This window comes from Campylobacter sp. P0109 (genome assembly GCF_002138755.1).
Taxonomy (GTDB): Bacteria; Campylobacterota; Campylobacteria; order Campylobacterales; family Campylobacteraceae; genus Campylobacter; species Campylobacter devanensis.
On sequence record NZ_MJKK01000005.1, the window covers coordinates 50,877 to 77,798 of the forward strand.

At 33.2% G+C, this 26,922-nt stretch carries 25 protein-coding genes, 1 other RNA gene and 1 pseudogene; 15 read left to right on the top strand and 12 right to left on the bottom strand.

The annotated features are described in order from the left end of the window. Positions 1-20: 20 nt before the first annotated feature. Entirely contained in the window at positions 21-2,831 is a 2,811-nt protein-coding gene (locus CIGNP109_RS06175; protein WP_086228601.1) for an FAD-binding and (Fe-S)-binding domain-containing protein, read from the bottom strand. Positions 2,832-2,923: 92 nt separating this feature from the next. On the opposite strand from CIGNP109_RS06175, the gene CIGNP109_RS06180 reads away from it, so the two are divergent. From CIGNP109_RS06180 to CIGNP109_RS06235, 12 genes are all read left to right on the top strand, one after another. Further along, positions 2,924-3,286 (top strand): RidA family protein, encoded by a 363-nt coding sequence (locus tag CIGNP109_RS06180; RefSeq protein ID WP_086228602.1) that lies wholly within the window; start codon positions 2,924-2,926, stop codon positions 3,284-3,286. Continuing rightward, a complete protein-coding gene (gene coaE / locus CIGNP109_RS06185) occupies positions 3,279-3,893 on the top strand; it encodes a dephospho-CoA kinase (RefSeq protein WP_086228603.1) in 615 nt (204 codons plus the stop codon). Before CIGNP109_RS06180 ends, coaE begins: the two co-directional genes overlap by 8 nt. 8 nt (positions 3,894-3,901) lie before the next feature. Next, positions 3,902-5,440 carry a glycosyltransferase family 2 protein gene (locus tag CIGNP109_RS06190; RefSeq protein WP_086228604.1) on the top strand — a complete coding sequence of 513 codons (1,539 nt, stop codon included), beginning with the start codon at positions 3,902-3,904 and terminating at the stop codon, positions 5,438-5,440. Continuing rightward, complete coding sequence (locus CIGNP109_RS06195) at positions 5,437-6,549, top strand: glycosyltransferase family 4 protein (RefSeq protein WP_086228667.1); 1,113 nt, start codon at positions 5,437-5,439, stop codon at positions 6,547-6,549. Before CIGNP109_RS06190 ends, CIGNP109_RS06195 begins: the two co-directional genes overlap by 4 nt. A 141-nt stretch (positions 6,550-6,690) precedes the next feature. Next, complete coding sequence (gene recA / locus CIGNP109_RS06200) at positions 6,691-7,725, top strand: recombinase RecA (RefSeq protein ID WP_086225985.1); 1,035 nt, start codon at positions 6,691-6,693, stop codon at positions 7,723-7,725. Continuing rightward, positions 7,725-8,975, top strand: coding sequence for a phosphopyruvate hydratase (eno, locus tag CIGNP109_RS06205; RefSeq protein ID WP_086228605.1), 1,251 nt, complete (start codon positions 7,725-7,727; stop codon positions 8,973-8,975). Before recA ends, eno begins: the two co-directional genes overlap by 1 nt. Further along, complete coding sequence (locus CIGNP109_RS06210; protein WP_086225234.1) at positions 8,972-9,241, top strand: hypothetical protein; 270 nt, start codon at positions 8,972-8,974, stop codon at positions 9,239-9,241. Before eno ends, CIGNP109_RS06210 begins: the two co-directional genes overlap by 4 nt. A gap of 7 nt (positions 9,242-9,248) precedes the next feature. Continuing rightward, complete coding sequence (locus CIGNP109_RS06215; RefSeq protein WP_086225235.1) at positions 9,249-9,959, top strand: AMIN domain-containing protein; 711 nt, start codon at positions 9,249-9,251, stop codon at positions 9,957-9,959. 96 nt (positions 9,960-10,055) lie between these two features. Continuing rightward, positions 10,056-10,487: a nuclease-related domain-containing protein gene (locus CIGNP109_RS06220; RefSeq protein WP_086228606.1), complete on the top strand. Its 432-nt coding sequence runs from the start codon at positions 10,056-10,058 to the stop codon at positions 10,485-10,487. Continuing rightward, positions 10,484-11,455 carry a DUF475 domain-containing protein gene (locus CIGNP109_RS06225; protein ID WP_086228607.1) on the top strand — a complete coding sequence of 324 codons (972 nt, stop codon included), beginning with the start codon at positions 10,484-10,486 and terminating at the stop codon, positions 11,453-11,455. The genes CIGNP109_RS06220 and CIGNP109_RS06225 overlap by 4 nt, the downstream gene beginning before the upstream one ends. Further along, positions 11,448-12,017 carry a ribonuclease HII gene (locus CIGNP109_RS06230; protein WP_086225238.1) on the top strand — a complete coding sequence of 190 codons (570 nt, stop codon included), beginning with the start codon at positions 11,448-11,450 and terminating at the stop codon, positions 12,015-12,017. Before CIGNP109_RS06225 ends, CIGNP109_RS06230 begins: the two co-directional genes overlap by 8 nt. Next, positions 12,014-13,078: an ATP-binding protein gene (locus tag CIGNP109_RS06235; protein WP_086228608.1), complete on the top strand. Its 1,065-nt coding sequence runs from the start codon at positions 12,014-12,016 to the stop codon at positions 13,076-13,078. The genes CIGNP109_RS06230 and CIGNP109_RS06235 overlap by 4 nt, the downstream gene beginning before the upstream one ends. Before the next feature lie 148 nt (positions 13,079-13,226). Here the strand turns inward: CIGNP109_RS06235 and CIGNP109_RS06240 are convergent, their stop codons facing one another. Then, positions 13,227-13,655, bottom strand: coding sequence for a hypothetical protein (locus tag CIGNP109_RS06240; RefSeq protein WP_086228609.1), 429 nt, complete (start codon positions 13,653-13,655; stop codon positions 13,227-13,229). 46 nt (positions 13,656-13,701) lie between these two features. On the opposite strand from CIGNP109_RS06240, the gene ffs reads away from it, so the two are divergent. Continuing rightward, positions 13,702-13,799, top strand: an RNA gene (ffs, locus tag CIGNP109_RS06245) — signal recognition particle sRNA small type. 18 nt (positions 13,800-13,817) lie between these two features. Here the strand turns inward: ffs and CIGNP109_RS06250 are convergent. The 5 genes and pseudogenes from CIGNP109_RS06250 to dnaA form a co-directional block, all read right to left on the bottom strand. Further along, positions 13,818-15,017 (bottom strand): annotated as a pseudogene (locus CIGNP109_RS06250) (HD domain-containing protein); the annotation flags it as partial. Beyond that, positions 15,017-15,460 carry a preQ(1) synthase gene (gene queF / locus CIGNP109_RS06255; protein WP_086225241.1) on the bottom strand — a complete coding sequence of 148 codons (444 nt, stop codon included), beginning with the start codon at positions 15,458-15,460 and terminating at the stop codon, positions 15,017-15,019. The gene queF and the pseudogene CIGNP109_RS06250, both read right to left, overlap by 1 nt. An 8-nt stretch (positions 15,461-15,468) precedes the next feature. Next, positions 15,469-17,793 (bottom strand): DNA topoisomerase (ATP-hydrolyzing) subunit B, encoded by a 2,325-nt coding sequence (gene gyrB, locus CIGNP109_RS06260; protein WP_086228610.1) that lies wholly within the window; start codon positions 17,791-17,793, stop codon positions 15,469-15,471. 8 nt (positions 17,794-17,801) lie between these two features. Next, the gene (gene dnaN, locus CIGNP109_RS06265; protein WP_086228611.1) at positions 17,802-18,872 is read right to left on the bottom strand and encodes a DNA polymerase III subunit beta; all 1,071 of its coding nucleotides are present in this window, start codon (positions 18,870-18,872) and stop codon (positions 17,802-17,804) included. A 132-nt stretch (positions 18,873-19,004) separates the two neighbouring features. After that, entirely contained in the window at positions 19,005-20,315 is a 1,311-nt protein-coding gene (dnaA, locus tag CIGNP109_RS06270; protein ID WP_086228612.1) for a chromosomal replication initiator protein DnaA, read from the bottom strand. Positions 20,316-20,436: 121 nt separating this feature from the next. Here dnaA and ruvC point away from each other — a divergent pair, with 121 nt between their 5' ends. Continuing rightward, on the top strand, positions 20,437-20,913 hold the full coding sequence (gene ruvC / locus CIGNP109_RS06275; protein WP_086225245.1) for a crossover junction endodeoxyribonuclease RuvC: 477 nt from the start codon (positions 20,437-20,439) through the stop codon (positions 20,911-20,913). 190 nt (positions 20,914-21,103) lie between these two features. Here ruvC and CIGNP109_RS08820 read toward each other — a convergent pair whose 3' ends face one another. Genes CIGNP109_RS08820 through purB form a run of 4 tightly spaced genes read right to left on the bottom strand, consistent with a single transcriptional unit; the run spans position 21,104 to position 25,604 of the window. Beyond that, complete coding sequence (locus CIGNP109_RS08820; protein ID WP_336526416.1) at positions 21,104-21,334, bottom strand: hypothetical protein; 231 nt, start codon at positions 21,332-21,334, stop codon at positions 21,104-21,106. A 1-nt stretch (position 21,335) separates the two neighbouring features. Further along, positions 21,336-21,836: an amino acid permease gene (locus CIGNP109_RS08660; RefSeq protein WP_336526417.1), complete on the bottom strand. Its 501-nt coding sequence runs from the start codon at positions 21,834-21,836 to the stop codon at positions 21,336-21,338. Positions 21,837-21,871: 35 nt separating this feature from the next. Beyond that, positions 21,872-24,250, bottom strand: a complete 2,379-nt coding sequence (locus tag CIGNP109_RS06285) for a ribonucleoside-diphosphate reductase subunit alpha (RefSeq protein WP_086228668.1) — start codon at positions 24,248-24,250, stop codon at positions 21,872-21,874. A 22-nt stretch (positions 24,251-24,272) separates the two neighbouring features. Further along, entirely contained in the window at positions 24,273-25,604 is a 1,332-nt protein-coding gene (purB, locus tag CIGNP109_RS06290; protein WP_086228613.1) for an adenylosuccinate lyase, read from the bottom strand. Positions 25,605-25,685: 81 nt separating this feature from the next. On the opposite strand from purB, the gene CIGNP109_RS06295 reads away from it, so the two are divergent. Beyond that, a complete protein-coding gene (locus CIGNP109_RS06295) occupies positions 25,686-26,663 on the top strand; it encodes a pseudouridine synthase family protein (protein WP_086228614.1) in 978 nt (325 codons plus the stop codon). A 23-nt stretch (positions 26,664-26,686) separates the two neighbouring features. On the opposite strand, the gene CIGNP109_RS06300 is transcribed toward CIGNP109_RS06295, so the two are convergent. After that, positions 26,687-26,881 (bottom strand): hypothetical protein, encoded by a 195-nt coding sequence (locus CIGNP109_RS06300; RefSeq protein WP_086228615.1) that lies wholly within the window; start codon positions 26,879-26,881, stop codon positions 26,687-26,689. Between the last annotated feature and the right edge of the window lie 41 nt (positions 26,882-26,922).

Below are 26,922 nucleotides of genomic sequence, written 5' to 3' on the forward strand. Positions count from 1 at the left end.
TGATTTTACACTATTTGAACTTATTTTTGGCTAATGCTAACACTATCTAGTAAATAAGCAATATGCTGCCAGCTAAATCCACTTGCCTCGCTTAGCCCGATTTCACAGGTGCTAGAGTTGCTAAAACCGATATTGACTGCGCTATTTTGGTAAAATCTCTTAAATTTAGTTGTAGCGTGTAAGTTAAGTTGCGGGGTAAAAAACCCTTTATACCCAGCAAAACCGCAACATGCAGTATCGCTATGGACTATAACTTGCCCTTTAGTGCAAAGCTTAGCTAAACTCATCATAGTATTTTCAAGTCCAAATTTTTTACTAGCACACATTGTATATAGTCCTATTGAGTCATTTATTGGGACAATAGAAAGTCTTGTAGAGATAAATTTAAGTAAATACTCGCTCAAATCATAAATTTCAAATCTATCTTTAAGTGATTTTATAAGCTCATAAGAGCAAGCGCCGTGATCTATCACCACAGGATATTTACCCTCGTTTGTAGCCTCTCTTAAAATATCTATATTTTTAGCTCTATTTAGCTCTTTTGTATCTGGATAATTGGTAAAAACTTTCCCACAACACATATCACTGATTTGCTGCGGATATATCACATTTATCTTAGCTTTTTTACATAGTGATTCAAATACCTCTTGGATAGGGCGTTTGTCATTTAAATTTTGATTTGGGGCAAAGGCTCTATTTAGACAACTTGAAAAATATACCACACTCTCATCAAAGCCATAATTTTTATCACGCAGTTTATAGCTATTTTTTCTTGGTAGATACTCTTTAAGAACCGGAGTTTTTATAGCTAAATTAGCTTTAAAAGAGAGTTTGCGAATTGAATTTGAGTTTAGTAAATTTGCAGCTGATAGGGCAAATTTGGCTCCATTTAGAGCTAAAGAGAAGTTTGCTTTAGCCAACTCAGCAGTTTTTTTGCTAAAATCACTGGCATTTACTTTGCGTTCGTTTAGGGCTAGGTTTGCTGTATTTATACCTACAGGGCATAGCTCTTCGCACATAGAACAGGCTGCACAACTCTCGTTTAAGAAGTATTTGGCTCCATCTTTTAGCTCTTTTAGCAGCTTTTTACTAGCTTTATCACTTAAAGCCCCTAGTCTTTGTATCTCTCTTTTTAGGGCTATTCTTTGGCGTGGGCTTAGAGTTAGCTTATTAGATGGGCAGTTTTTCTCACAAAATCCACACTCCACACAATCATCAAATTCATTTCCTATAATGGCTGATTGCTTGATATTTTTTTTGTATATCTCTTTGTCATCTGTGATGATTACATCGGGATTTATTAGAGTGTGTGGGTCAAAAATCTCTTTGATTTTTCTATTTATGGCATAAGCTTTTGCTCCCCACTCTAGCTCTACAAATGGCGCTACCATCCTACCAGTGCCATGCTCGGCCTTGATACTTCCGCCGAAATTTGAAACCATCAAAGACATATCTTCAACCAAATTCGCAAAACTCTCAAATTCGCTATTTTGGTTTAAATCAGGCGTGATTATAAAGTGTAAATTACCCGCTAATGCGTGGCCAAAAATTATAGCGCTATCTTCAAATCCATGCTTTTTAAATAGCTCTTGAAGGCTTTTAATCCCCTCTCCAAGATCTTTAATCTCAAAGCATATATCTTCTGTGATTACGCTACTTCCGGGCCTTTTAGCCGTAGCAGCGATAGGAAATATCCCTTTTCTAATCTTCCACCAATTAGCAAATTCACTCTCATCAAAGCTAAATTTCATCTCTTGACTAGTTGGATAATCTTTGATCGCATCTTTTATCTTTTGAATTTGCTCATTTAATCTATCTTGAGAGTTGTTTTGGCTCTGGATCAAGATACAGACTTCACCATCTTTAATATCAGGCAAAATCTCGCTCACGCCTTTGAATTTAGAAGCGGCCTTAAGTGAGCCATAATCCATAATCTCCGCACTAGAAATCTCATTTTCGAATTTAGCCAAAATCTCCACAACCTTAGCCGCTTTTAAGATATCATCATAAAATAAAAGCGCACAAGCTTTGAATTTCTCATCATCCACACACTCTAATTCTACACTACTTACAAAACCCAAAGTCCCCTCACTACCGATAAATAGATGGGTGATAATATCAATTGGATCGCTATAATCCAAAAGGGCATTAATGCTATAGCCAGTTGTATTTTTGATCTTATATTTTCGCCTTATAAGCTCACAAAGCTCAGTATCAGCTAGAATTTGAGAGCGTAAATTTAGAATTTGCTCTATTAAATCTTTATGGCTATTTTTAAAACTAGCCACACTTAAGCCGTCAGAGCTATCAAGGATAGTGCCATCACCTAAAATCACTCTAATGGATTTTAGCGTGTTATATGAGTTTTGCTTGACCCCACAGCACATTCCGCTTGAATTGTTATTGACAATTCCGCCAATTTGCGCCGCAGCGATAGTAGCAGGATCGGGGCCAATCTTTTTGCCTAGCGGTTTTAGGGCTTTATTAGCATTTTCGCCGATAACCCCACAACCTAAATTTATAGAGTTAGCATCTCTACTAACCCTCATATGATCCCAGCTAAAATCCAAACATACTAGCACCGTATCGCACGAGCTTTGACCGCTTAGACTAGTCCCAGCACCCCTAAAACATAGTGGAGTGTTAAATTTGCGAGATAGCTCAAAAGCCTTTATAATCTCTTTTTCGCTTTTTAGCATTAAAACTAGCTTTGGTATATATGAGTAGCAAGAGGCCTCCACACCATAGCAAAATCGGCGTAAATAATCTTTATAAACTCTACCATCAAAGAGCTTAAAAGCGGCCTTATAAAACCCTTCATAATCTTGCATAATAGATCCTTTTGTAGCTAAAATTTGGCTGATTTTAGCAAATTTGAACTTATTTTATGCTAATATAGCCAAACTTCATTTAAGGAAATAAAATGTCAAATTACCCAAAAGCAATTGGCCCATATAGCGCTTATAGAGTGGTTGGAAATTTAGTATATTGTAGCGGTCAAATCCCTCTAGATCCAGCTAGTGGTGAGGTAGTAGGAAGCGATATCAAAGCCCAAACAACCCAAGCTTTGAAAAATGTAGGCGGGATCTTAGAAGAGCTAAATTTAAACTATAAAAATATTATTAAAACAACTGTATTTTTAACTGATATATCTGAATTTGCTCAAATGAATGAAATTTATGCTGAGTTTTTCAGTGAGCCATATCCAGCTAGAAGTGCTGTAGCAGTAAAAGAATTGCCAAAAGGTGTAAAAGTAGAAGTAGAGGTCATAGCTTCCATTGAGTAAATTTAAAAATGCTATAGTAATTACTGGGGTTATTGGTAGTGGCAAAAGCACAGTTGTAAATCTACTTAGAGTTTATGGCTTTAGCGTGATTGATGCTGATGAGATTGCACATAGGCTTTTAGATGAGTGCTGGGAGAGAGTCGCTAATGAATTTGGCAATGAATTTATAAGCGATAAAAAGGTTGATAGAAAGCGCCTTGGTAAGCTAGTTTTTAGCGATGAAAATGCTAAAAAAAGACTTGAGAATATGCTCCATCCGCTTATTAGAAAACAAATTTTTGATAGTGCTAGCGAACTTGAAGAGAAAGAAAAACCATATTTAGTTGATCTACCTTTATATTTTGAGAGTGCGCCAGCTTATAATGAGTTTGAGAGTGTTTGTGTGGTTTATGCACTTGAGCCAATCTGTTTAGAACGCATAATGCTGCGAGATGGGATTAGTTTAAATGAGGCTAAGGCTAGATTAAATTCGCAAATATCAATCGACGAGAAGCTCCGTCTAGCTAATTTCGTAATTGATAATAGTTCAGATATGAAACATCTAAATTTGCAAATTGATAAGTTCATATCGGCACTAAAAAGCAGATACAAAACCCTAAATATTTAGAGGAATATATGAAACTTAGTACCAAGATTAGCGTTTGTATCCTAGTCAAAAACGCCCAAAATACCATTAAAGAGTGCTTAGAATCCTTAAAAAGCTTTGATGAGATTATCTTGCTTGATAATCAAAGTAGCGATGATACCTTAAAAATCGCTAATGAATTTAAGGCCAAATTTAATAATTTGAAAATTTATTCTAGTGAATTTATCGGTTTTGGGCCGCTTAAAAATTTAGCGATAAATTACGCTAATAATGATTGGATTTTTAGCATTGATAGCGATGAGGTTTTGGAATATCAAGCTCTTGATGAGATAGCAAATTTAGATCTAAATCCCCAAAATATCTACGCCCTACCTAGGAAAAATCTCTATAAAGGCATGTGGATAAAGGCGTGTGGATGGTATCCAGATTTTGTCCTAAGGCTATTTAATAAAACTCAAACCAAATTTAATTCTAATTTCGTCCATGAGAGCTTGGAAGCCAAAAATTTAAATATAATAAAACTTAAAAATGGATTAAGGCATTACGCTTATGATGATATTAGCACACTTATAGAAAAGATGCAAAAATACTCCACCCTTTATGCGATACAAAATAGAGCCAAAAGGAGCAATATCGGCAAAGCCGTGCTACATAGCGTGTGGAAATTCATCCGTGATTACGCCTTTAAAAAGGGATTTTTGTATGGTTATAAGGGCTTTGTGATTAGCCTTTGTAATGCTCTTGGGGCGTTTTTTAAGTATGCTAAACTCTATGAGCTAAATCACCAAATGCCAAGCGTGAGCTTAATCATCACCACTTATAATAGCGAAAAATATTTAGAGCAGGTCTTAAAAAGTATTTTAAACTTAGATTATTTGCCTAATGAAGTTTTGGTCGCTGATGATGGAAGTGGCGTAGCTACAAGGAATTTGATTGAGAAATTTAAGGCGATTTTCCCTTGTGAGTTAAAGCATGTTTGGCAAGAAGATAAGGGCTTTCGCTTGAGCCAAATTCGCAATAAAGCTATAAATATAGCAACTAGTGAGTATATCATAATCATTGATGGCGATATGGTTTTAGATAGAAATTTTATTTTAGATCATCTTAAATTCGCCAAGCAAAAGCAGTTTTTACAAGGCTCAAGAGTGGTTTTGGATGAGAGTCAAACTGATTTATTGATAAATGGGGGAGGGTATACGAGCGAGTTTAAAACTCTTAAATCCAAGAGAAATTCCATACTCTCAAAACTCATCTACAAAAGCTCAGCCATTAGGGCAAGTTTCTTTAAAAAGCGAGATTTCATCAAAGGAATTAGAGGTTGTAATATGAGCTTTTATAAAATTGATTGCAATGAGATCGGCGGATTTAATGAGAATTTTATCGGCTGGGGTAGGGAGGATTCTGAGTTTGTGGCGAGATTTTTGTTTAGTGGCGGAGAGCTTAGAAGGCTTAAATTTTCAGGGATTGCGTATCATCTCTATCACGCTGAAAACAGCAGAAAAATGCTAGAATCAAACCACCAAATTTACCTAAACACCATCAAAGAAAAGAGAGTTAAATGGCGATAAAAGTATTGCTAACAATAGGCGATATCACTATAAAAGGCGGTGCTGAAAGAGTTGTAACTAATCTAGCAAATGCTTACGCGGCCTCTGGGCTAGATGTGGAGATTTTAAGCTTTTATAAAGGAGGAATAAATGAAGCTTTTGAGCTTGATAGTAGAGTGAAGTTAAGATATTTACATGATAAATCTTTTGATGATAAGCGTAAAAATTTCTTCTATAAAATCTTTTATAAATTTATTGAGAGCTATATCTTAAAGCGTGATTTCAAAGATAAGGATTTTGTGATTTTTAATAACTCGCCGCATTTTCCACTATTTAAAAATAAAAATACAAAATATCTAAAAATCAACCACACAGCTTCAAAAGGACGCTACCTGGCTAGATATAACTATTTTGATTCTATAGTGCTTATAGCCTCTAAAGAGATTGATTTTTGGCAAAGTCATCATAAAAATATATTTTTAATCCCAAATTTCATCTCAAATATCCCAAATTCAAACACCAATTACTCTCAAAAAGTCGTACTCTCAATGGGACGCATGACAAAAGTAGATGAAAAGGGCTTTTTGCGCTTAATCGATATATGGAAGTTAATCCAAGATAGCAAGGAATTTGGAGATTGGAAGCTACACATTGTAGGCGATGGTGATCTAAAAGAGCAGATAAAAACTAAGATAGATAATCTAAATTTATCTAACTCTATAATCTTAAAACCATTTACTACTGAAGTTGAAAAAGAGTATCTAAGCGCTAGTATATATGCTATGGCAAGCCACTTTGAAGGACTTCCTATGGTGCTTATAGAGGCGGGTTCTTATGCCTTGCCAACCATAGCCTTTGATATCGCCACAGGCCCAAGCGATATAATAGAAGATGAAAAAAGCGGATTTTTGATAGAAGATAATAATCTAGATGAATACGCCAATAAACTAAAAATATTAATGCAAGATGAGAGCTTAAGAGCTAAAATGGGCGAAAAAAGCAAAGAGATAGTCAAAAATAAATTTAGCAAAGAGGTGGTGATAAAGCAGTGGATGGAGCTGTTTAAGGGATTAAAAAATAACCTAGAGTTAGCAACTCTTCTACTAGTGATATATTATACTAAAAGTTGATTTATAATAATAAGAAAACAAACTACACAAAAACTTGAATTTATAAAAATTTAAATCTCAAATTTAGTAAATTTTATTAGCATATTAGCTTTTTTAAGATAAAATATCAGCATTTGCATAACCAAAAAAACAAGGAAAATAATGGACGAAAATAAGAAAAAAAGCCTTGATTTAGCCCTTAAACAGATTGATAAAGCCTTTGGTAAAGGTACTGTTCTTAGGCTTGGCGATAAGGAAATTGAGCCAATTGATGCTATTGGAACTGGATCAATCGGACTTGATATTGCACTTGGCATAGGCGGTATTCCTCGTGGTAGAATCATCGAAATTTACGGTCCTGAAAGTAGCGGTAAGACAACTCTGACTCTTCATCTAATTGCTGAATGTCAAAAAAATGGTGGAGTTTGTGCCTTTGTCGATGCAGAACACGCATTAGATGTTAAATATGCTAAAAATCTAGGCATAGATACTGATAATCTTTACATCTCTCAGCCAGATTTTGGTGAACAAGCGCTTGATATTGTTGAGACTCTAGCTAGAAGTGGCGCAGTAGATCTAATCATAGTAGATAGTGTCGCAGCTCTAACACCAAAAAGCGAAATAGAAGGCGATATGGGGGACCAGCATGTAGGACTTCAAGCAAGACTAATGAGTCAAGCCCTAAGAAAACTTACTGGTGTCGTCCATAAAATGGGAACCACAGTTGTCTTTATCAACCAAATTCGTATGAAAATCGGCGCTATGGGATATGGTACTCCAGAGACTACAACAGGTGGTAATGCACTTAAATTCTACGCTTCAGTCCGCTTAGATGTAAGAAAAGTCGCCACATTAAAACAAAGTGAAGAGCCAATTGGAAATAGAGTTAAGGTTAAAGTGGTTAAAAATAAGGTCGCTCCACCATTTAGAGTGACTGAATTTGATATAATGTTTGGCGAAGGAATTAGTAAAGAAGGTGAAATTATAGATTATGGTGTAAAACTTGATATAATCGATAAAAGCGGCGCCTGGTTTAGCTATGAAAGCACAAAACTAGGTCAAGGTAGAGAGAATGCAAAAGCGTTTTTAAAAGAGAATTTAAATATAGCTGATGAGATAACAGCTAAAATCCGTGAAAATATAGGTGATAGCATGATGAGTAGCGGTGATGATGAGAATGAAAGTGAGGAAGAGTAATGCCAGTAATTAAAGATGTAAGAGCAATTGAAGTTTTAGATAGTCGTGGAAATCCAACAATCAAAGCATTTGTAACGCTATGTGATGGTAGTACCGGTTCAGCAATCGTCCCAAGCGGTGCAAGCACAGGTAAAAGAGAGGCTTTAGAACTTAGAGATGGTGGTGATGCATTTGGTGGTAAAGGCGTTTTAAAAGCTATTAAAAATGTAAATTCAATGATAGCTGAAGAGTTATGTGGTAAAGATGCTTTAAATCAAAAAGCAATTGATGATGCACTAATTGCTCTAGATGGTACTGAAAATTTTAGCAAAATCGGTGCTAACGCAGCTCTTGGCGTATCTATGGCAGTAGCTAGAGCAGCAGCAAATTCACGCAAACTTCCATTATATAGATATCTTGGTGGAGCAAATGCTACTATTTTACCAGTTCCGATGTTTAATATCATAAACGGTGGGGCGCATGCTAATAATAGCGTTGATTTTCAAGAGTTTATGATTATGCCATTTGGTTTTGATAAATTTAGCGATGCGCTTCGTGCTGCAGCTGAAATTTATCAAACACTTAAAAAACTACTAAATGATGCTGGACATAGTACTGCAGTAGGTGATGAGGGTGGATTTGCTCCAAATTTAAAAGATAATGAAGAACCACTTGAACTAATTATGCAAGCTATTATAAAAGCTGGATATAAACCAAACGAGCAGATTAAACTAGCTTTAGATGTTGCTGCTAGCGAACTTTATGATGGTAAGGTATATAAGCTTGAAGGTAAAGAATTTACAAGTGAACAAATGGTAGAAAAATACACCGCATTATGTGAAAAATATCCAATCTTCTCAATCGAAGATGGCCTAAGCGAAGATGACTGGGCTGGCTGGAAAATCCTAACTGATAAGCTAGGTAGCAAAGTTCAATTAGTAGGCGATGATCTATTTGTAACAAATGAAAAAATCCTAAAAGAGGGAATTCAAAAAGGTATCGCAAACGCAGTATTAATCAAGCCAAATCAGATCGGCACAGTAAGCCAAACTATGCAAACAGTAAGACTAGCACAAAGAAATGGCTATCGCTGTATTATGAGCCATAGAAGTGGTGAAAGCGAAGATAGTTTTATTGCTGATTTTGCTGTAGCCTTAAATACTGGCGAGATTAAAACTGGCGCAACTAGTAGAAGCGAAAGAAATGCTAAATACAATCGCTTACTAGAAATCGAGTACGAAACTAGCGAATATCTAGGCGATAAAATTTGAACCCTATCCTAGCTGAGCTAGAGAGTAAAAAATCTAGCTCCATTAGAAAAATTATCGCATATTCACTACTAATATTTGTTACTATACTATTTGCAGTATATGTAGGAAATGTATTCTTTGGGAGTCGCTCAGCTAGTGTTTTATATGATTTAAAAGAGCAAAAATCTGCCCTAAGTAACGAGGTAAAAAAATACCAAGAGTTAAATTCAGCTCTACAAAAAGAGTATTTCGAGCTAATCGGACTCGATCCAGATAGTTACAAGTGAGTAAAAAATGAAAAAGATTATTTTAATATCAAGCTGCGTTTTAGCACTCGTAGCTAGAGAAAATCCATTTACCCCAGATGATATTAATGTTACTACACTAGATTCAACTAATATTAGTGAAAACCCGCCAAAATTAAATAGAGTTGTAGCTAAATTTCCAAGCGATGCTAGAGAGATTGTCACAGCAACATTTAGTTATAAATCAGTAGATGGTAGCATAAAACAAAAAAGTATTGATATTAATGCTAGTTTTGATTGGCACGATGATATAATTATCTTATCTCAGCCACCAGTAAGTAGCGAGACTACTCCATCTTTAGATGTCTCAGTAACTACCACAAATGAACAGACTAAACAAGCAGTAGCCAAACAAGCTACACCAAAACCACTTAGTGTCCTACCAAAAATAGAACCACCGCTAAAAAGTATAGCATTTATGGATTTTATCAAATTTGATATATTTGCTTCTAAAATTGAAATAATCACAAAAGATCAGATGTTTAGAGACTTTATCATTAATAAACCTGATAAAATAGTTATGGATTTTAAAAGAGGTAGCGAGTTTTCAACTCAAAGTATAAAGGTTCAAAAAGGCCCACTAAAAAAAGCTACAATCGGAGCTCATAAGGATTATTATAGAGTGGTTTTATCCCTAGATGGTAACTATCATTACGCTATCCGACAAAGCGGTAATGGATATACGCTAACACTTAGATAATCTAGCCCCTTTGGGGCATTTGAGTATGCGGTAAACTAAATTCAGATCTAATTTGAGATTTAAATTCTTTAATTATAACTTACTCAAAGGAGCAGTATGGGGATTATTAATATAGAAAAATTTCTAATTAAATATCTAAAAGGCGAAGAGATAGTAATTAAATCTTTAATATCAATCTTACAACATAGCAATGAAAACTACTACCTAATACCAAAAGCTAAATTTCAAAATGCCAATATAATTTACGAAATTGATATTTTACTTATTCACCCAATGCTTGGAAAGTATATAATAGAGGTTAAAAACTGGAAATCTTTAGACAATGTTGATGAGAATAATGCGCCATTTAATCAAGCTAGTAAATACAAAAATATAATCCTTTCTGTGCTTAATGAAAACTTTAATCATACACCAATTAATGTAGAGATGCGTGCGATTTTTCCAAATATCAGCAAAAGTGATGCTAAAGAAAATTTGAAATCTACAGCTAGTGAGTTAGCAGTTTCTAGGCTATTTTCTAAGTCATGAAATACTTCTATTCATCATTTATTTTAACAATCTTAGGTCTAGTAGCAGCATATTTTTTAGGTGGATTTGTTGCTGTTTATATCTGTATTTTATTAATTATTCTTGAAGTTAGCTTAAGCTTTGATAATGCTGTGGTAAATGCTAGAATTTTACGTCATATGTCTCAAGTATGGCAAAGGCGATTTATCATCTATGGAATTCCTATTGCTGTCTTTGGAATGAGATTTTTATTTCCAATTCTTATTGTATCAATTGCTGCTGATATGGGGATGCTACAGACGCTAAATTTAGCACTAAATAATCCAGATGAGTATCATCATGCTCTACATAGTAATAAAAATCAAATTTATATCTTTGGTGGCGGATTTTTACTAATGGTATTTTTATCATTCTTTTTTGAAGAAAAAGAGACAAAATGGATTAGATTTTTAGAGGATAATCATTTAATTAAAACCCTTTCAAAATCTCAAAATATAACTCTTTTTATTGCTATTTTAGCTGGAATAATCCTAATTATGCTAACCCAAAATTCTACCTATGCCATCGCATATTTTAGTGCTATAGTGCTGCATTTAGGGCTAGGAATGTTTGATGAGATATTTAGTACAAGTGGAATTAAAAGCGGGATAATGGGTTTTTTATATCTTGAAGTTTTAGATGCTAGCTTTAGCTTTGATGGGGTTATTGGAGCTTTTGCAATGAGTCAAGATATTTTTATTATTATGATTGGGCTTGGTATTGGAGCTATGTTTGTAAGAAGTCTGACTATCTATATGGTTCGTAAAAAGATACTTGAGAGTTTTATCTATCTTGAACATGGCGCTCACTATGCGATTTTAGCTCTAGCAGTGATAATGTTTATTAAAATTTTTTATGAAGTTAGTGAGATTATAACTGGCACAGCTAGTATGCTATTTATCACCTTAGTACTTATTCACTCAGTGTTAAAAAGGAGAAATATTGACTAAAATTTGTGGTGTTGATGAAGCTGGTAGAGGCGCTTTAGCTGGTGAGCTAGTTGTATGTGGATGTGCTTTTAATAGCGATTTAAGTAAGTTAAATTTAACCGATTCTAAAAAGCTAACCCCTAAAAAAAGAGAACAAATATATACAAGCTTAATCCAACAATGTGAATTTGTAACCATATATTTTAACAATAAAATTATAGATGAAATCGGGCTTAGCAATTGTCTAAGACGAGCTTTAAGGGTGATTAAATTTCACTTTAGAGAACATCAAATTATCTATGATGGAAACTGTAATTATGGTATTGATGGAATTGAGACAATTATTAAAGCTGATGCTAAAATTCCACAAGTTAGCGCTGCTAGTATAATTGCTAAAGTTAGTAGAGATTTGCAAATGTGCCGTTTTGATAGCTTTTATCCATACTTTGGCTACGCAAAACATAAAGGCTATGGAGTTAAAGCTCATATAGAAGCACTACAAAAATATGGCCCAAATGAATTAACTAGACAAAGTTTTAAACCAAAAGCACTTGAGGCTTCGCTATTTGGGGATGAAATTTGAATATCTTAGAAAATTTATATCAAAACCCGCCAAAATCAAGAGAGTTTTTAGAGCGAAAAATACGCATAGAAGGCTCTAAAATTCTACTAAAAGGAGCCAATGGAAGCGGCAAAAGCTCATTAATTTTAAATCATTTAAGTAAATTTGATAATTTTTTATATATAGACTTAGATGATATAAGAAGTTTTGGTATAGAACTTAATAACTTAAATGAGTTTATCAAGGCCAAAAATATCAAAGCCTTAGCAATTGAGAATCTAAAATCCAAAATAGAACTGCCTATTTGTGATAATATTATCATCTCTACTGATCTAAATTCTTTGCATATAGATGGATTAAATCAACTTGAAATACTCGGGCTGGATTATGAAGAGTTTATACTATTTTATCGTAAAAATTATGAAGCTAGAACGCTTTTTAGCCACTTTTTGATTCGTGGGAATTTGGCTTTTAGTCCATTTTTAAGCGAATTTGAAACTACGGCATTTTTGCAAAAGCATATAAAAGCATCAAAAGGAGATCTAAATAGTAAGATATTAGCAAATATCGCAAATTTTATACATCAACCGTTAAATTCATTTAAGATTTACAAAACTCTAAAAACCCATATGAAACTTAGCAAAGACAAACTTTATCAAAATATAACCGATTTAGAAGATCAAAATCTTATAAAAACTATTTCAAATATCAACGATAATATCGCTTTAAAACGGGTATATTTTAGCAATTTTGCTCTAAAATCAGCTCTAAGTCTACACAAAGATCCCAAAGCAACGATAGCAAATATGGTATTTTGCGAACTTTTAAAGCTAAAAAAAGAGATAAAGTATAGCAATCAAATTGATTTTATCATTCCTGATATGAGTTATGGGATTTTGATTTTGCCATTTTTGCCATCTGAACTTGCAATATTAAAAGCTAAAAAACTAAGCAATCACTGTAATGATCTAGGTTTAAAAAAAGTAGATATAATCTCAAATTCACAAAGTCAAATAGCTAAATTTGAAAAAATCACATATAATGTAATGCCATTTTGGCAGTGGGCTGTAGGGCTTAATTAGTTTCACGCTTAATGTAATGTTTGATACTTTAGAAAAAGAAACAATAAAAATCACAGCAGAAAAAACAAAAATAGAAAATAAACTAAAAGACAAAATCAAAAAGAGCCATTTTATTTAGATATATCATTTGCAATATAATATAAACTAATTAACTATGTGAATAAATTTTAACTTCATTTAAAAAAAATTCATAAACTTGTTGTTGAAAATGTGCATCTATCTCATCACTATTAACCATCAAACGACGCAAATGCGCAAAATCAATTTTTTTGACATATCTTTTTATCATTTTTAATTCATAATCTATATCTTTTAGTAATATATCTAAATTCAATTTAGAGGCTTGAGTGGACTTTTCTACATACTCTTTAACCGTTTGGACTAGGATGTGAATTCGCTTTTTATCATCACCATATATATCTTTTGCTATCTCTTCAACCTCTTGATAATCACTATCTAAAATACTATTTTTAGCAATTAACATAGCAGTAAAAATCTTGGCTCTAAACTCTAGTGATCGATAATGCGGAACAAAAAGCTCACGAAAAATAGATAAAAAATGTAATTTATAACTCATCATAATCCTATTTTAAGTAAAATATAGATATAATTTCATCCGCCTTTCCTTAGACCTGTGCAATGCTTTTAAAAAGCACCGCTTCAGGATGGGAACATAGCAGAGCACTTTTTATAGGTGTGTGCCGCAGTCATCTGGGGAGAGGTTTTCTATATCTAAATCTTTCATAAAATCTCTACAAATTTTATCAAAATCCACCCCTTCAATCTTTGGGCTTTTTTTAAATTTAGCTCTTATATTTTGAAATCCTCTTACTAAATCCTTGCTTTTAACACCATAGCTTATAGAGAGTCCAGCCTCGACAAAAGCAGCTAATCTATCACAATATTTCAAAGCCTTGCCATCAATGCTATTATACTCATCATCATTGACATTACTCATACTTCCGTGATATGGTTGTGGAGTTGTGCGACAAATTCTATTTTCAAATTCATCTTTTTTAAAGACTCCATCATCGCTTCTAACACCCAAAATATAGCTAAATTCATCTCTAAAACTTTGTGGGATATATGGCAAAATTTTATCTTCGATTAATCTCATCTCATAATCACTAATTATCTCATTTAACCCATCAATACCATATTTAACAGGGCTTATAATATCACGAGTTAGGCTCTCAGGCAGATCATGAAACAAAGCACAATAAAAGTTATTTTCTAATCTTTTTGAATTTGCTCCAACTTTGATTGAATAAAAATAACCAAATATCGCTACAACTAGCATATGACCTAAAACTGCTGTTTCTGGAATGCGATTCGTCTGCGCCCAACGCTTTTGAAATCTTAATCTTCCGCTTAGATCGACTATGCGAGCTAATTTTTGATTCATAGCGATCTTTCTAACGCCGATTAATTCATAATAATCTTCTAGCTCTTCATCTACTTTTTGCTTTAATTCATCAATATCATTTAAAAATTTACTAGTTTGATATATAATGCTAAATTCCCACTTAGTAGCTAGATAACTAGCGGCTTTTAAAATCAATCTCTCTTTTTTGTGGTCTTTGTCTTCTAAATAACTCTTAAATCTATCTAAAAATTTACCATCTTCAATATCTTCTATTAATGGTTCTAAATTTGTCAAAACCCAGTTATTTATCTCACTAGCTTTGGTTTTTTGGATATGATGAAAGACATCTGGGCGAATATCAGTTACCACAACTCTACTTAAAAACTCAAAAACCCCACTTTCTATTATATAATGCATATCTACATCATTTTCAAGCTTTGCGATGAAATATGCTATTATAAATTTATGAGCTTGTTTGTCTAGCTCTGATAGCTCAACCATCTTAGGATAGTCATTCCACCTTGATATATTGGCTGCTTTGAAAATATGTTCAATAAGTTTTGGATTTATCATTAATTAAATTTCCTAGTATTTTCAAATACAATAGAGCTTGTATCGTATTTTTGCTCTTTTATCATATTGCTATCAACTTCTATAATCGTATGGACATTGCCCCTTGGATTAAAATCACCAACAACTCTTAGATATTTTGGTTTTAGTTTATTATCTAGAGTATCGTAAATTTCATTTATACTAGATTCATGACTTATATGGCGATTTAAAAAGCTATTTATATATAATTTTAGAGCCTTTAACTCTACTACAAATTTATCAGGGACATAGGTTAGATAAATTGTAGCAAAATCGGGATAGCCACTCCTTGGACAAAAGCAAGCAAACTCTGGTAGAGTGATTTTGATCGCATAATCTTTATTAGCACTATTTGGCCATATCTCAAAATCTTTATCTATATCAAATTCAGCTATTATTTTTTCGCCATATTTTAAATTTTCCATATCTATCCTTAAACATCTAAGTGCTTAACATCTTTAGCGTGAGCTTGGATATACTCTCTTCTTGGCTCAACCTCATCACCCATAAATAGCTCAAATATATCACTAGCGCTTTGCATATCTTTGACATCTATCTTTAATAAACGGCGATTTTCTGGATTCATGGTAGTTTCCCATAATTGATCTGGATTCATCTCACCTAGACCTTTATAACGCTGGATATAAGCACCTTTTTTAGCATTTTTTTCTATATTTTCTAATACTTCTAATGGATCACCATTAAGGTCAATATCACGCTCTCTCATCTTAGAATATATATGGACAGCCTCAACATATAAAGGATTAACAAATAAAGTATCATTTATAATCAACTTTTCAAGGCCATTTGGAGTCTGGACATAAATTCTAATTTCATCTTCATTGACATATGAATTTAAGATATTATAATTTTGAGTTTCAAGCTCTGTTTTTATAATCTCAAATAACTCTTTAAAATCTTTGCTGATGATATCTGGATTTTCTATCATATATCTAATCGCACTTAATAGATTAAAACGCTTTTTAAGCTCATTTAAAACGCTTCTATAAACGCTAATTAACTTTAAATAATCAATCAAATCATTATTGCCAATACCTTCAAAATCTTCATTTTCAATTCCTATTTCTATTAAGAATTCATTTAAGGCTTTTTCATCTTTTAGATAAATTTCTTTTTTGCCTTTTTTGTATCTATAAAGTGGCGGCTGGGCTAAATAGACATTTCCATTTTCTATAATTGGCGTAAGAAATCTAAAGAAAAATGTAAGAAGTAGAGTCTGGATATGGCTTCCATCGACATCAGCATCTGTCATAATAATGATTTTATGATATCTTAATTTACTAGCATCAAACTCATCCCCAATACCACAACCAAATGCGGTTATCATATTTTTTATCTCTTCAGATTTTAAAATTTTATCAAGTCTGCTCTTTTCTACATTTAAAATTTTACCACGAAGTGGCAAAATAGCTTGAAATACCCTATCTCTGCCTTGCTTTGCTGAACCACCAGCAGAATCACCCTCAACAAGATAAATTTCACTCTCGCTTGGGTCTTTGCTTTGGCAATCGGCTAATTTACCAGGCAGTGTCCCAACGCTATTTAAATTATCCTTTTTGCGTGTTAAATCTCTAGCTTTTTTGGCTGCTTCTCTACCACGAGCTGCTAAAAGAGCTTTATTCATAATAGCTTTTGCTTCGTTTGGGTTTTCTTCAAAATATTTACAAAGCACTTCAAAAGTTATCTTTTGGACTATTGGTTTGACATAGCTTGAGCCGAGTTTGCCTTTGGTTTGGCCCTCAAATTGTGGTTCTGGGACTTTGACACTCACAACAGCTATAAGACCCTCTCTTATATCATCTCCAGTGATTTTAGTATCTTTTTCACGAGCATTAGCGTTTGCTGTTATGTAATTTGTAATAGCTCTAGTAAGCCCCGCTCTAAATCCAGCTTCGTGAGTCCCACCATCAGGGGTTTTGATATTATTTACAAAGCTTAGTAAATTCTCACTATATGTCTCATTATAAAGTAGAGCAAAATCGACTATAACATCTTCTTCACCACCGCTAAAACTCACAGCTTTGCTTACTGGGTTGCTTTTATTCATATCAGTTACAAAGCTCTCAAGCCCACCTTCAAAGTGATAACTCTCTTTAAATCCATCTCTTTGGTCTTTAAAATTTATAGTGATTTTAGGATTTAAATAGGCTAACTCTTTAAATCTTTTAGTTAAAATTTCTCTATCAAATTTAGTTATTTCAAAGATAGTATCATCAGGCCAAAACTCTATGCTAGTTCCAGTTTTATTAGTAGTTTTGATAACTTCTAAATCACTTTGTGGTATGCCTTCGGCAAATTCTTGGCGATGAAGTTTTCCATCTCTTTTTATATTCAAAACCAATTTTTTAGATAATGCATTGACAACAGAAACTCCAACCCCATGAAGTCCGCCTGATACTTTATATGTATCTTTATCAAATTTACCACCCGCATGAAGCACTGTTAAAACCACAGTCGCAGCTGAAATATTCTCAGTTGGATGGATATCTACTGGAATTCCCCTACCATTATCTGTAATTATGGCTGAACCTTCATTTGTAAGCTCAATATCGATAGTATCGCAATATCCTGCCATTGACTCATCTATGGAGTTATCTACTACTTCATATATCATATGGTGAAGACCATTTATGTTTGTATCGCCTATATACATTCCAGGGCGTGTTCTTACAGCTTCAAGACCTTTTAAAACCTTGATACTTCCAGCGGCGTATTTTTTTTGTTCTAAATTTTCCATTTTAATCCTTAAATATTTATAGGCATTATAACTGTTTTTAACTCTTCAGAGCTAAGCACAAATGGAAGTCCTACATCATTATATGATAAGGTAAATTCACTATCTTCAATGCTTGATAAGAAATCAAGAATAAATCTATTTTTCACACCTAATATAATGTTGTCTTCTATATCAAAATTTTGTTCAATTACTGTTTTAGCTTCGCTATTATCGTTGTTTATACTCTCAAATGTTATGTTTTCTTTATTTATTGTGATTTTTATAATTTCAGATAGCATTGAGATTGTTTTGATACCTTCTATCATCTTTTCACGATTTAAATTTATATTGATTTTGCTCTCTTTTGGGATTACTCTTTCATAGTCTGGATAGCGACCATTTATCAGTTTTGTGAAAAATTCAAAATTTTGGCTAATTGCTATAAATATATTTTCGTCATAGTAAATTTCTATATTTTCATAAAATATTTTTTGGATTTCTACTATAGCTTTTTTAGGGATTATTATGCTAAATGGTTCGCTCTGTGAGTCTATATTAAGGGTATAAACGCTAAGTCTTTTGGTGTCAGTACCAACTAAATTTATACTATTATTTTTTATATCGATTAAAGCACCTGTCAATTCTATTTTTGAATTTGTATTTTCTATTGAATTTGTGATTTTTTTAAGGCTTTTGCTTAGGTTAGCTGCGTTTATATTAAATCTTTTTTTATTTTCTATTGTTGGGAAATCTGGGAAATCATCGGCTTTTTGCATAGGTAAGCGATATTTTGAGTTATTTTGTTTTATATATAGGTGATTTTGGATTGTTTCTAAGATAACTTCACCATCTTTAAGGCTTTTTATGATATCAAGAAGTTTTTTACCATTTGCTGTTGCTATTCCATCTTCAATTATGTTTACATTTGAGGCTTTATAACTTAGACCAATTTCATTATCTGTAGCTTTAATTGTTAGAATTGAATCTTTTGCATTTATGAATATGTGAGATGTTATTGAACTAAGATCTTTTTTATCAAGATAAGGGTTTGTATTTATGATAATTGATTCTAAAATATTCTTTTTGATTAAAACTTTCATTTTTTGCCTTTATTTTTTAAATTTATTTTTCTTTTTAGTTGGTTTGTTGATTTTGTGAATAACTACACAAAACACCGCAAAATCGGGTAAATTTTATTGAAAAACTTTGAAGGGAATTTTCACACATATTCACTATTCCTTTGATAATATTTTATTTTTTAATTCTTCTAATCTAGCTTTAAAATAGCTATCGTTTTCCATTAGATTATTAATTTTTTTAATATTGTGACTAACTGCGCTATGGTCTTTTAATCCAAAGTGTGATGCGAGCTGAGGCATAGAGTTTGGAGTGAGAGTTTTGGCTAGATATATACAAATTCTACGAGCTTCTACGATATTTTTAGTACGATTTTTACTTTTTATGTCACTTGGTTTAATATTCATTTCATGTGCTACATCTTTTATTATATTTTCTAGACTTATAGCTTCTTTTTTCTCTTTTATCTGATCTTTTATTACATTTTTGGCAAATTCAAGTGTGATATCTTGACGCATAATATTTGCAAAAGCGTTAATATTTATAATTGCGCTTTCAATTTCTCTAATATTATCACCCATATTTGAAGCGATATATTCGATTATATCATCACTTAGTTCTATCTTATCAAATTCACATTTTGTTTTAATAATTCTGATTTTAGTATCAAGTTCAGGCGGCGTAATATCAGCCATTAATCCCCATTCAAATCGACTTTTTAGACGCTCTTCAAAATCTTTTAACATTTTTGGAGGTTTGTCTGAGGTCATTACTATTTGACCTTTTTTAGCGTGAATTTCATTAAAGGTGTGAAAAAATTCTTCTTGTGTTTTTTCTGATTTGTGAAAAAACTGCACATCATCAATTAGTAAAACATCACAATTACGATATTTTTCTTTAAATTTATTCATAGTTCGGTTTTCTAGATTTCGTATAAAATCACTAGTAAATTGTTCACTAGTTATACAAATTACTGTTTTGCCATTTTCTAGACATTCATTTCCTATAGATTGTAAAAGATGTGTTTTACCAAGGCCGGTTGAACCATAGATAAATAGCGGATTATATGCTTTTCCTGGATTGCTTGCAACTTGTTTTGAACTAATAAATGCAAATTGATTGGAATCACCAACAACGAAGTTATCAAATGTATAGCTAGGATTGAGTAGTGAACTTTGACTTCTAATTTCTTTTACATTTACATCTTTTGATTTTATACTTAAATTTGCCTTTTGGGTTGTGATTAAAACCTCAGGCTTTATACCTGTGTGAACTTCGTAGATATTAGCTAGTTTATTAGCATATTTTGTTTGGATAAATTTGGCTATAAGCTCATTAGGAGCGATAAAAATAACTCTTTGAGAATTTGAACCTTTTTCGCTAAATTTAATCCGTGAAATGTAATTATCCATCTCGCTTTTGGAGATCTCTTGACCCAAAATTTCAAGCGCTTTTGTGCCTAGCAATATTTTCCCTTTAAATTTATTAGCTAATATTCTACTAAAAATTTAATTAAAAATGACTTATTATGATATTATTATAAATTAAATTCACTAAAGATGTGAATAATGTGAATAACTTAAAAGGATATATGTGAAAATCTTAGGAATAGACCCTGGTACTCGCAATTGCGGCTATGCGATAATTCAGAAATTTGGCAATAGAAAATCACTGGTTGAGGCTGGACTTATTAAAATAAAACAAGACGATTTACAATTTCAAATTACTCAGCTTTGTGAAGGTTTAGATCTAATATTTAAAGCACATAAAATTGATGCAGTAGCAATCGAAGATATATTTTTTGCTTATAATCCAAAAACAGTTTTAAAGCTTGCACAATTTCGTGGAGCTTTAATGCTTAAAATTTTGCAAATTCATGGTGAATTTAGTGAATATACTCCGCTTCAAATCAAAAAAGCTGTAACAGGCAAAGGAAAAGCGACAAAAGAACAGGTTTCATTTATGGTAAAAAAGATGCTAGGAATAACTAAAGAGATAAAGCCACTTGATATTACAGACGCAATAGCAATAGCTTTAACTCATAGTTTTAATATAAAATCTTAGTAATTATAGCGTTTTATATCGGCTTGAAGTGGATCAATAGCTTTACTTTTAGTTATAAGTTTATGCCCAGCCCAAATAAGTAAAAATAGCCACAATCCAATATAGCTAGTAAAAAGTGTGACAAAATCTCTACTTTATATTAAGGCTTCATAATTTTGCCCAATTATTACAATTATACACATTATAAGTGCTAAAATTGGCTCAAGTAGGTACCATTTTGCTTTAAATGGTAGATCATTGATATCTTTGCCTTGAGCGATGTAGGCTTGCGGAATTTATAATGCGACCAGGCTATACCTGCCCATGTGATAAATTCAGCTAAAGCTGAAGCATTAATAAGCCAAAAATATGCTGCACCTATAGTAGCAGTAGCAATTAATGCATAAACTAGAACACCTCTAGAATCAGTCTTAGCAAATATTTTATGAGCTTTTAGCTAAGGAATAGAGCATTCTAGTGCTTGAGTACAATCCACTATTTCCAGCGCTAAATATCGCAGTAAATATAACAGCATTCATCACGCTAGCTGCAAAGGCAACTCCAGCTCTATCAAATAAAATAGTAAAATGGCTTTGAGCTATATCTGTTTTGCTATTTTTGAGCAAATTTGGATCTGTAAAAAGTAAAAGCGTACCAATGATAAAAATAACAAATATATAAAATAGCAAAATTCTCCAAAATATTGCATTTATAGCTTTTGGAATATTTCTGTTTGGATCTTTAGCCTCTCCAGCAGCAACTGTAATAACCCAGTTAAACCAGTAATTCCATCCAATAGCAAATCCAAAAGATGAACTAATAAATCTACTTCCATGCTCATGAAAACTTCCAGTTACAGGTATATATAATGGCGTGAGTGCATTGCTCGTTTTAATGTATTTTGATTTGACAAGATAATTCTTATTAAATAGAATTAAAAAGATTCATAGCTAGAATAGATCTTAGCTATGAATTAAATTTATTGACACCCTTCGCACTCTATGCTACGATCAACTGGTTTATTATCCAAGTGGCTTGAGTCCGGGCTTTCGCTTCTTAGATAGTATGTAGATTTCACGCCTAAGCTCCAAGCAAGCATATATATATCGCTAAGATATTTTCCACTAGCTTTATCTAAACTCATAAATATATTTAGACTTTGACCTTGATCTATCCATTTTTGACGGATTGCTCCTGCTTTGATAAGGACTCTTTGGTCTAGCTCATAAGCTGGAGTGTAGTATTGCCAAGTTTCAGGGCTCAAATTTGGGACTACGCAAGGGGTCATACCGCTTAGATTTTGCTCAAACCATTTTCGTTTATATACTGGCTCGATTGTTTGAGTTGTCCCTACTAATATGCTTATACTAGAAGTTGGTGCTATGGCCATTAAATAGCCATTTCTTATACCATCTTTTTTGACTTTTTCTCTTAATTTAGCCCAATCACAACTACCTTCATCAAATAGACTTCCGCCACGATTGACAAGGGCTTTGGCGTTTGGATTTGCTAGGTCTATTGGGAAGATGCCTTTACTCCAGTTTGAGCCAGGAAAATCTGGATAAACGCCCTTTTCTACGGCTAAATTTGATGAAGCGTAAATGGCATTGTAGCTGATATTTTCCATTATTTCATCTATTTTTTCAAGGTGTTCGTAACTACCCCATTGTATCTGCTTTGTAGCTAGCATTTCAGCCTCTCCCATTACACCTAAGCCTATTGAGCGACTAGCTAAATTTGTGTGTTTAACCTTAGCATGTGGGTAGAAATTTAGATCTATAACATTATCTAGCATTCTAATGGCTATTGGTGTAACTCTTGCTATATCTTCTGGTGTGTTGATTTTGCTTAAATTTATACTTGCTAGGTTACAAACGGCGGTTTTGCCCTCTTTTAAGCCTTTTTCTACTATAAATATATCTTTGTTGTTTAATCTATCTAAAGCGGTAATTTTTTTAGCCTTTTTAGTGTATCCGCCATCAACTGTTACTTCTAGATTTTCATCAAATAGATCATAGCTACCATCTGTGTAGATTACCTTAGTTTGATAGTAATTGGGCTCAGTATTTTGGAAGATTTCAGTGCATAAATTTGAGCTTCTAATTATGCCTTTGTGTGAATTTGGATTTACCCTATTTGCGCTATCTTTAAAACATAAAAACGGCATACCACTTTCAAAATAGCTTGTAAGAATTTTCTTCCATAACTCTTTGGCTTGGATTACGCTTTTAGCGATATCTTGGTTATTTTCATACTCTAGATATCTTTTTTCAAATTTATCGCCATATAGATCACAAAGATCAGGCGTATCAGCTGGATCAAATAGCGTCCATCTCTCATTATTCTCCACTCTTTTCATAAAAAGATCATTTATCCACAAAGCCGGAAATAATTCATGAGCTCTGCGACGCTCTTCGCCAGAGTTTTTACGAAGATCCAAAAAGTCGCTTACATCCATATGCCAAGGCTCGATATAAACTGCTATTGCACCCTTTCTAGTCCCTAGCTGATCGACTGCAACTGCAATATCGTTTGTAACTTTTAAAAATGGTATTATCCCGCCAGCTGCGTTTTTATGCCCATCAATGCTACCGCCCATAGCACGCACTTTACACCAATCCCAGCCGATACCACCACCAAATTTAGAGAGCAAAGCCATCTCTTTATAACTATCAAAAATTCCTTCAATATTATCAGGAGTGCTTCCAACATAGCAGCTTGATAGTTGGTGCCTTGTGGTTCTAGCATTTGAGAGAGTTGGAGTTGCTAGCATTACTTCAAATTTGCTTATGATATCGTAAAATTTTTTCGCCCAACCTTGAGAATCTAGCTCATTTTGAGCCAAAAACATAGCGATCGCCATAAACATCTGTTGTGGTAACTCTATAGGTTTTCCATTTTTATCTTTTATAAGATATCTATCATATAGAGTTTTAATCCCAAGATATGTAAATTGCATATCTCGCTCTGGTTTTATATAGTTGTTTAGATCATCAAGATCATATTTTTCTTTTAAACCAAGCAAGATTCTGCCCTCTTTTTCTCCTTTGATTAGATAATCTTCAAGGCTATTATATCCGCTAAATCCAGTTGCTTTGTGATACAAATCATACAAAAATAGCCTAGCTGCGACAAAGGTCCAGTTAGGGCGATCTATATCTATCTTATCAACTGCGGTTTTGATGAGAGTTTGCTGGATCTCTTCAGTTGTGATATTATCACGAAATTGAATTTTCGCATCAACTTCAAGCTCGCTTAAGCTGACATTATCTAGTCCGGCTACGGCTTCGCTTGTGTATTTTTTGATTTTAGATATATCTAGCTCTTCGGTTCTGCCATTTCTTTTTATAACTTTCATATTATTTTTTTGTGCCTTTATATTAAATTTCAAATACTCTTTTAAATATTCTATCTACATTTTTTGTATAGTAAGTGTAGTCAAAACACTCTTTTATCGCATTTTCATTGAGTTTTTCTCTAAGCTCATTATCATTTAGTAAATTTTGTAAAAATAGACTCTCGCCATTTTCATTAAGAGCTTTTTTGCCCTCTTGTAAGTCAGCCCAAACTTTCATAGCATTTCTTTGGACGATTTTGTATGCGTCTTCTCTGCTTACGCCTTGTTTTGGTAGCTCTAAAAGGACTCTTTGAGAAAAGACTAATCCACCGGTTAAATTTAAATTTTTCATCATATTTTCTGGATATACGACTAAATTTGCTAGTAGGCCATTTAATCTATTTAGCATAAAATCACTCGTTATAAAGGCATCAGGCAAGATAAATCTCTCTACACTTGAGTGGCTGATATCTCTTTCATGCCAAAGGGCGACATTTTCCATCGCTGGAATAGCGTAGCTACGAATCATACGACAAAGACCGGTTACATTTTCGCTTAAAACTGGATTTCTCTTGTGTGGCATAGCGCTTGAGCCTTTTTGCCCTGGGCTAAAATACTCCTCAGCTTCATAAACTTCCGTCCTTTGATAGTGTCTTATCGCTACTGCTATCTTCTCACAACTACTAGCTAGTATGGCTAGAGCCGATATCACTTGAGCGTAGCGATCTCTTTGGATTACTTGATTGCTTGCTGGGGCTGGGTTTAGGTCTAAGTTTTGACATACTAGCTCTTCTAATTCAAGTGGAGAGTGAGCGAAATTACCCATCGCACCGCTTATCATACCAGTGCTAATAACGCTTTTAGCGTGGTTTAGTAGCTCGTAGGCTCTTTTGATCTCATCATGCCAAATAGCAAGAACTAAACCAAATGTTATAGGCTCTCCGTGAATTCCGTGGCTTCTGCCAACCATTAGAGTGTTTTTATGCTCGTAAGCTCTTTTTTTGATAGTGTCCATTAAAATTTTAACATCATCTAAGATTAGCTCCATACTATCTTTTATCTGCAAAGCCACAGCTGTATCGATACAGTCACTACTTGTCATACCAAAATGGACAAATCTACTCTCTTCACCCAAGCTCTCACTAACACTTGTTAAAAATGCTATAACATCATGTTTTGTAGTTTTTTCTATTTCATCTATGCGAGTAATATCAAATTTAGCATTTTCGCAGATTTTTTGACAATCACTATCTGGAATTAATCCTAGCTTATTCCACGCTTTGACTGCTGCTAGCTCAACTCTTAGCCACGCATCATATTTAGCTTGCATACTCCACTTATCACTCATAACTTTTCTAGCGTATCTCTCTACCATTTCAGAACCTTTTTTGCTGATTTTTTATATAATAGTTAATCTAATATTATATAAAAAATGTTCTAAAAGTTAGGTTAATAAATGGCATATGTTAAGATGAAAATTGGTGAATTTATCGGGCAGAAAACTTATCAAATTTTGTTATCACGTGGCTATACAATGAGCCAAGCTCAAAAGCTTTGCGATAAGGGTAGATTAATTGATAAAAATGGTGTGACATTAGATAAAAATAGTACTGTAAATGGTGAATTATTTTTTATAGATTATGAGTGCAAGCCAGTGGGAATAAAGCCGATTTTTGAATCTGATGAATTTGGAGTTTTTGATAAACCAAGTGGAGTTTTGACCCATCCAAATGGTAGGAATTGTAACTATAGCCTATGTGATGAGATTTGGAGCCTATGGGGAAAAAATGCATCTGTAGCACATAGATTAGATAAAGAGACAAGTGGAATTATTGTAGTTGGCAAAAGTATAGAAACTACTAAAAAACTTAAGGCGATGTTTGAGAGTAGATGTATTTTTAAAAGCTATTTAGCATTGGTGAGTGGTAAAGTTCAGGAGAGTAAATTTAAGAGATTCATAGCAGCAAATTATATGGATTTTGTAGATAAATTTAGTTTTATTAACGATGAGAATTGGCTTGTGATAGATAGAGCGATGGATATTACAAGAGATTATGATGATATTAAAATTCGAATGCAAATTTGTGATAATGGTAAGCGTGCTATAACACTATTTAGGCCGATTGAATTTGACGAGAAAATAAATGCAACTTTGGTTGAATGTATTCCATTAACTGGACGCCAGCATCAGCTTAGGCTTCACCTGTTTTATGTGAAACATAAAATTTTAGGTGATCCAATTTATGGGCTTGAACGACGTGATATAGAGAGAATTTTAGATGGCAAAATGAGCAAAAATGAGCGTATCCAAAAGAGTGGGGCTAATAGACTTATGCTTCACTCAAATCGGCTCAAATTTAACTATAATGGAACTGAATTTGATATCAGTTCCAAGATGAAATTTGGATTAAGTCCATTTGCGCAAATGGATTAAAAACCTGGGTCAAATGGCAAATTTTATCTATAGAAATCATCGGTACCTAGACTTCTCATTTGAGCATCTCTTTTACGATTTCTATTTTCTCTTTCTAGTTCATCAACTCTATCAGATAATCCTTGGTATTCATAACTAGATGAATCATAGGATAAATCATATGCATTAGCAAAGATAGCACTTGCAACTAGGGTGATGAATAGGATAAATTTTTTCATAATTACTCCTTTTTTTGGTCTAAAAAGAGTATTCTACCCCC

Bases quoted from the DNA above. Each gene is read 5' to 3' on its own strand.
- CIGNP109_RS06175 (WP_086228601.1), bottom strand. From the start codon at position 2,831: ATGCAAGATTATGAAGGGTTTTATAAGGCCGCTTTTAAGCTCTTTGAT.
- CIGNP109_RS06180 (WP_086228602.1), top strand. From the start codon at position 2,924: ATGTCAAATTACCCAAAAGCAATTGGCCCATATAGCGCTTATAGAGTG.
- CIGNP109_RS06190 (WP_086228604.1), top strand. From the start codon at position 3,902: ATGAAACTTAGTACCAAGATTAGCGTTTGTATCCTAGTCAAAAACGCC.
- recA (WP_086225985.1), top strand. From the start codon at position 6,691: ATGGACGAAAATAAGAAAAAAAGCCTTGATTTAGCCCTTAAACAGATT.
- eno (WP_086228605.1), top strand. From the start codon at position 7,725: ATGCCAGTAATTAAAGATGTAAGAGCAATTGAAGTTTTAGATAGTCGT.
- CIGNP109_RS06215 (WP_086225235.1), top strand. From the start codon at position 9,249: ATGAAAAAGATTATTTTAATATCAAGCTGCGTTTTAGCACTCGTAGCT.
- CIGNP109_RS06220 (WP_086228606.1), top strand. From the start codon at position 10,056: ATGGGGATTATTAATATAGAAAAATTTCTAATTAAATATCTAAAAGGC.
- CIGNP109_RS06225 (WP_086228607.1), top strand. From the start codon at position 10,484: ATGAAATACTTCTATTCATCATTTATTTTAACAATCTTAGGTCTAGTA.
- CIGNP109_RS06240 (WP_086228609.1), bottom strand. From the start codon at position 13,655: ATGAGTTATAAATTACATTTTTTATCTATTTTTCGTGAGCTTTTTGTT.
- queF (WP_086225241.1), bottom strand. From the start codon at position 15,460: ATGGAAAATTTAAAATATGGCGAAAAAATAATAGCTGAATTTGATATA.
- gyrB (WP_086228610.1), bottom strand. From the start codon at position 17,793: ATGGAAAATTTAGAACAAAAAAAATACGCCGCTGGAAGTATCAAGGTT.
- dnaN (WP_086228611.1), bottom strand. From the start codon at position 18,872: ATGAAAGTTTTAATCAAAAAGAATATTTTAGAATCAATTATCATAAAT.
- CIGNP109_RS06285 (WP_086228668.1), bottom strand. From the start codon at position 24,250: ATGAAAGTTATAAAAAGAAATGGCAGAACCGAAGAGCTAGATATATCT.
- purB (WP_086228613.1), bottom strand. From the start codon at position 25,604: ATGGTAGAGAGATACGCTAGAAAAGTTATGAGTGATAAGTGGAGTATG.
- CIGNP109_RS06295 (WP_086228614.1), top strand. From the start codon at position 25,686: ATGGCATATGTTAAGATGAAAATTGGTGAATTTATCGGGCAGAAAACT.
- CIGNP109_RS06300 (WP_086228615.1), bottom strand. From the start codon at position 26,881: ATGAAAAAATTTATCCTATTCATCACCCTAGTTGCAAGTGCTATCTTT.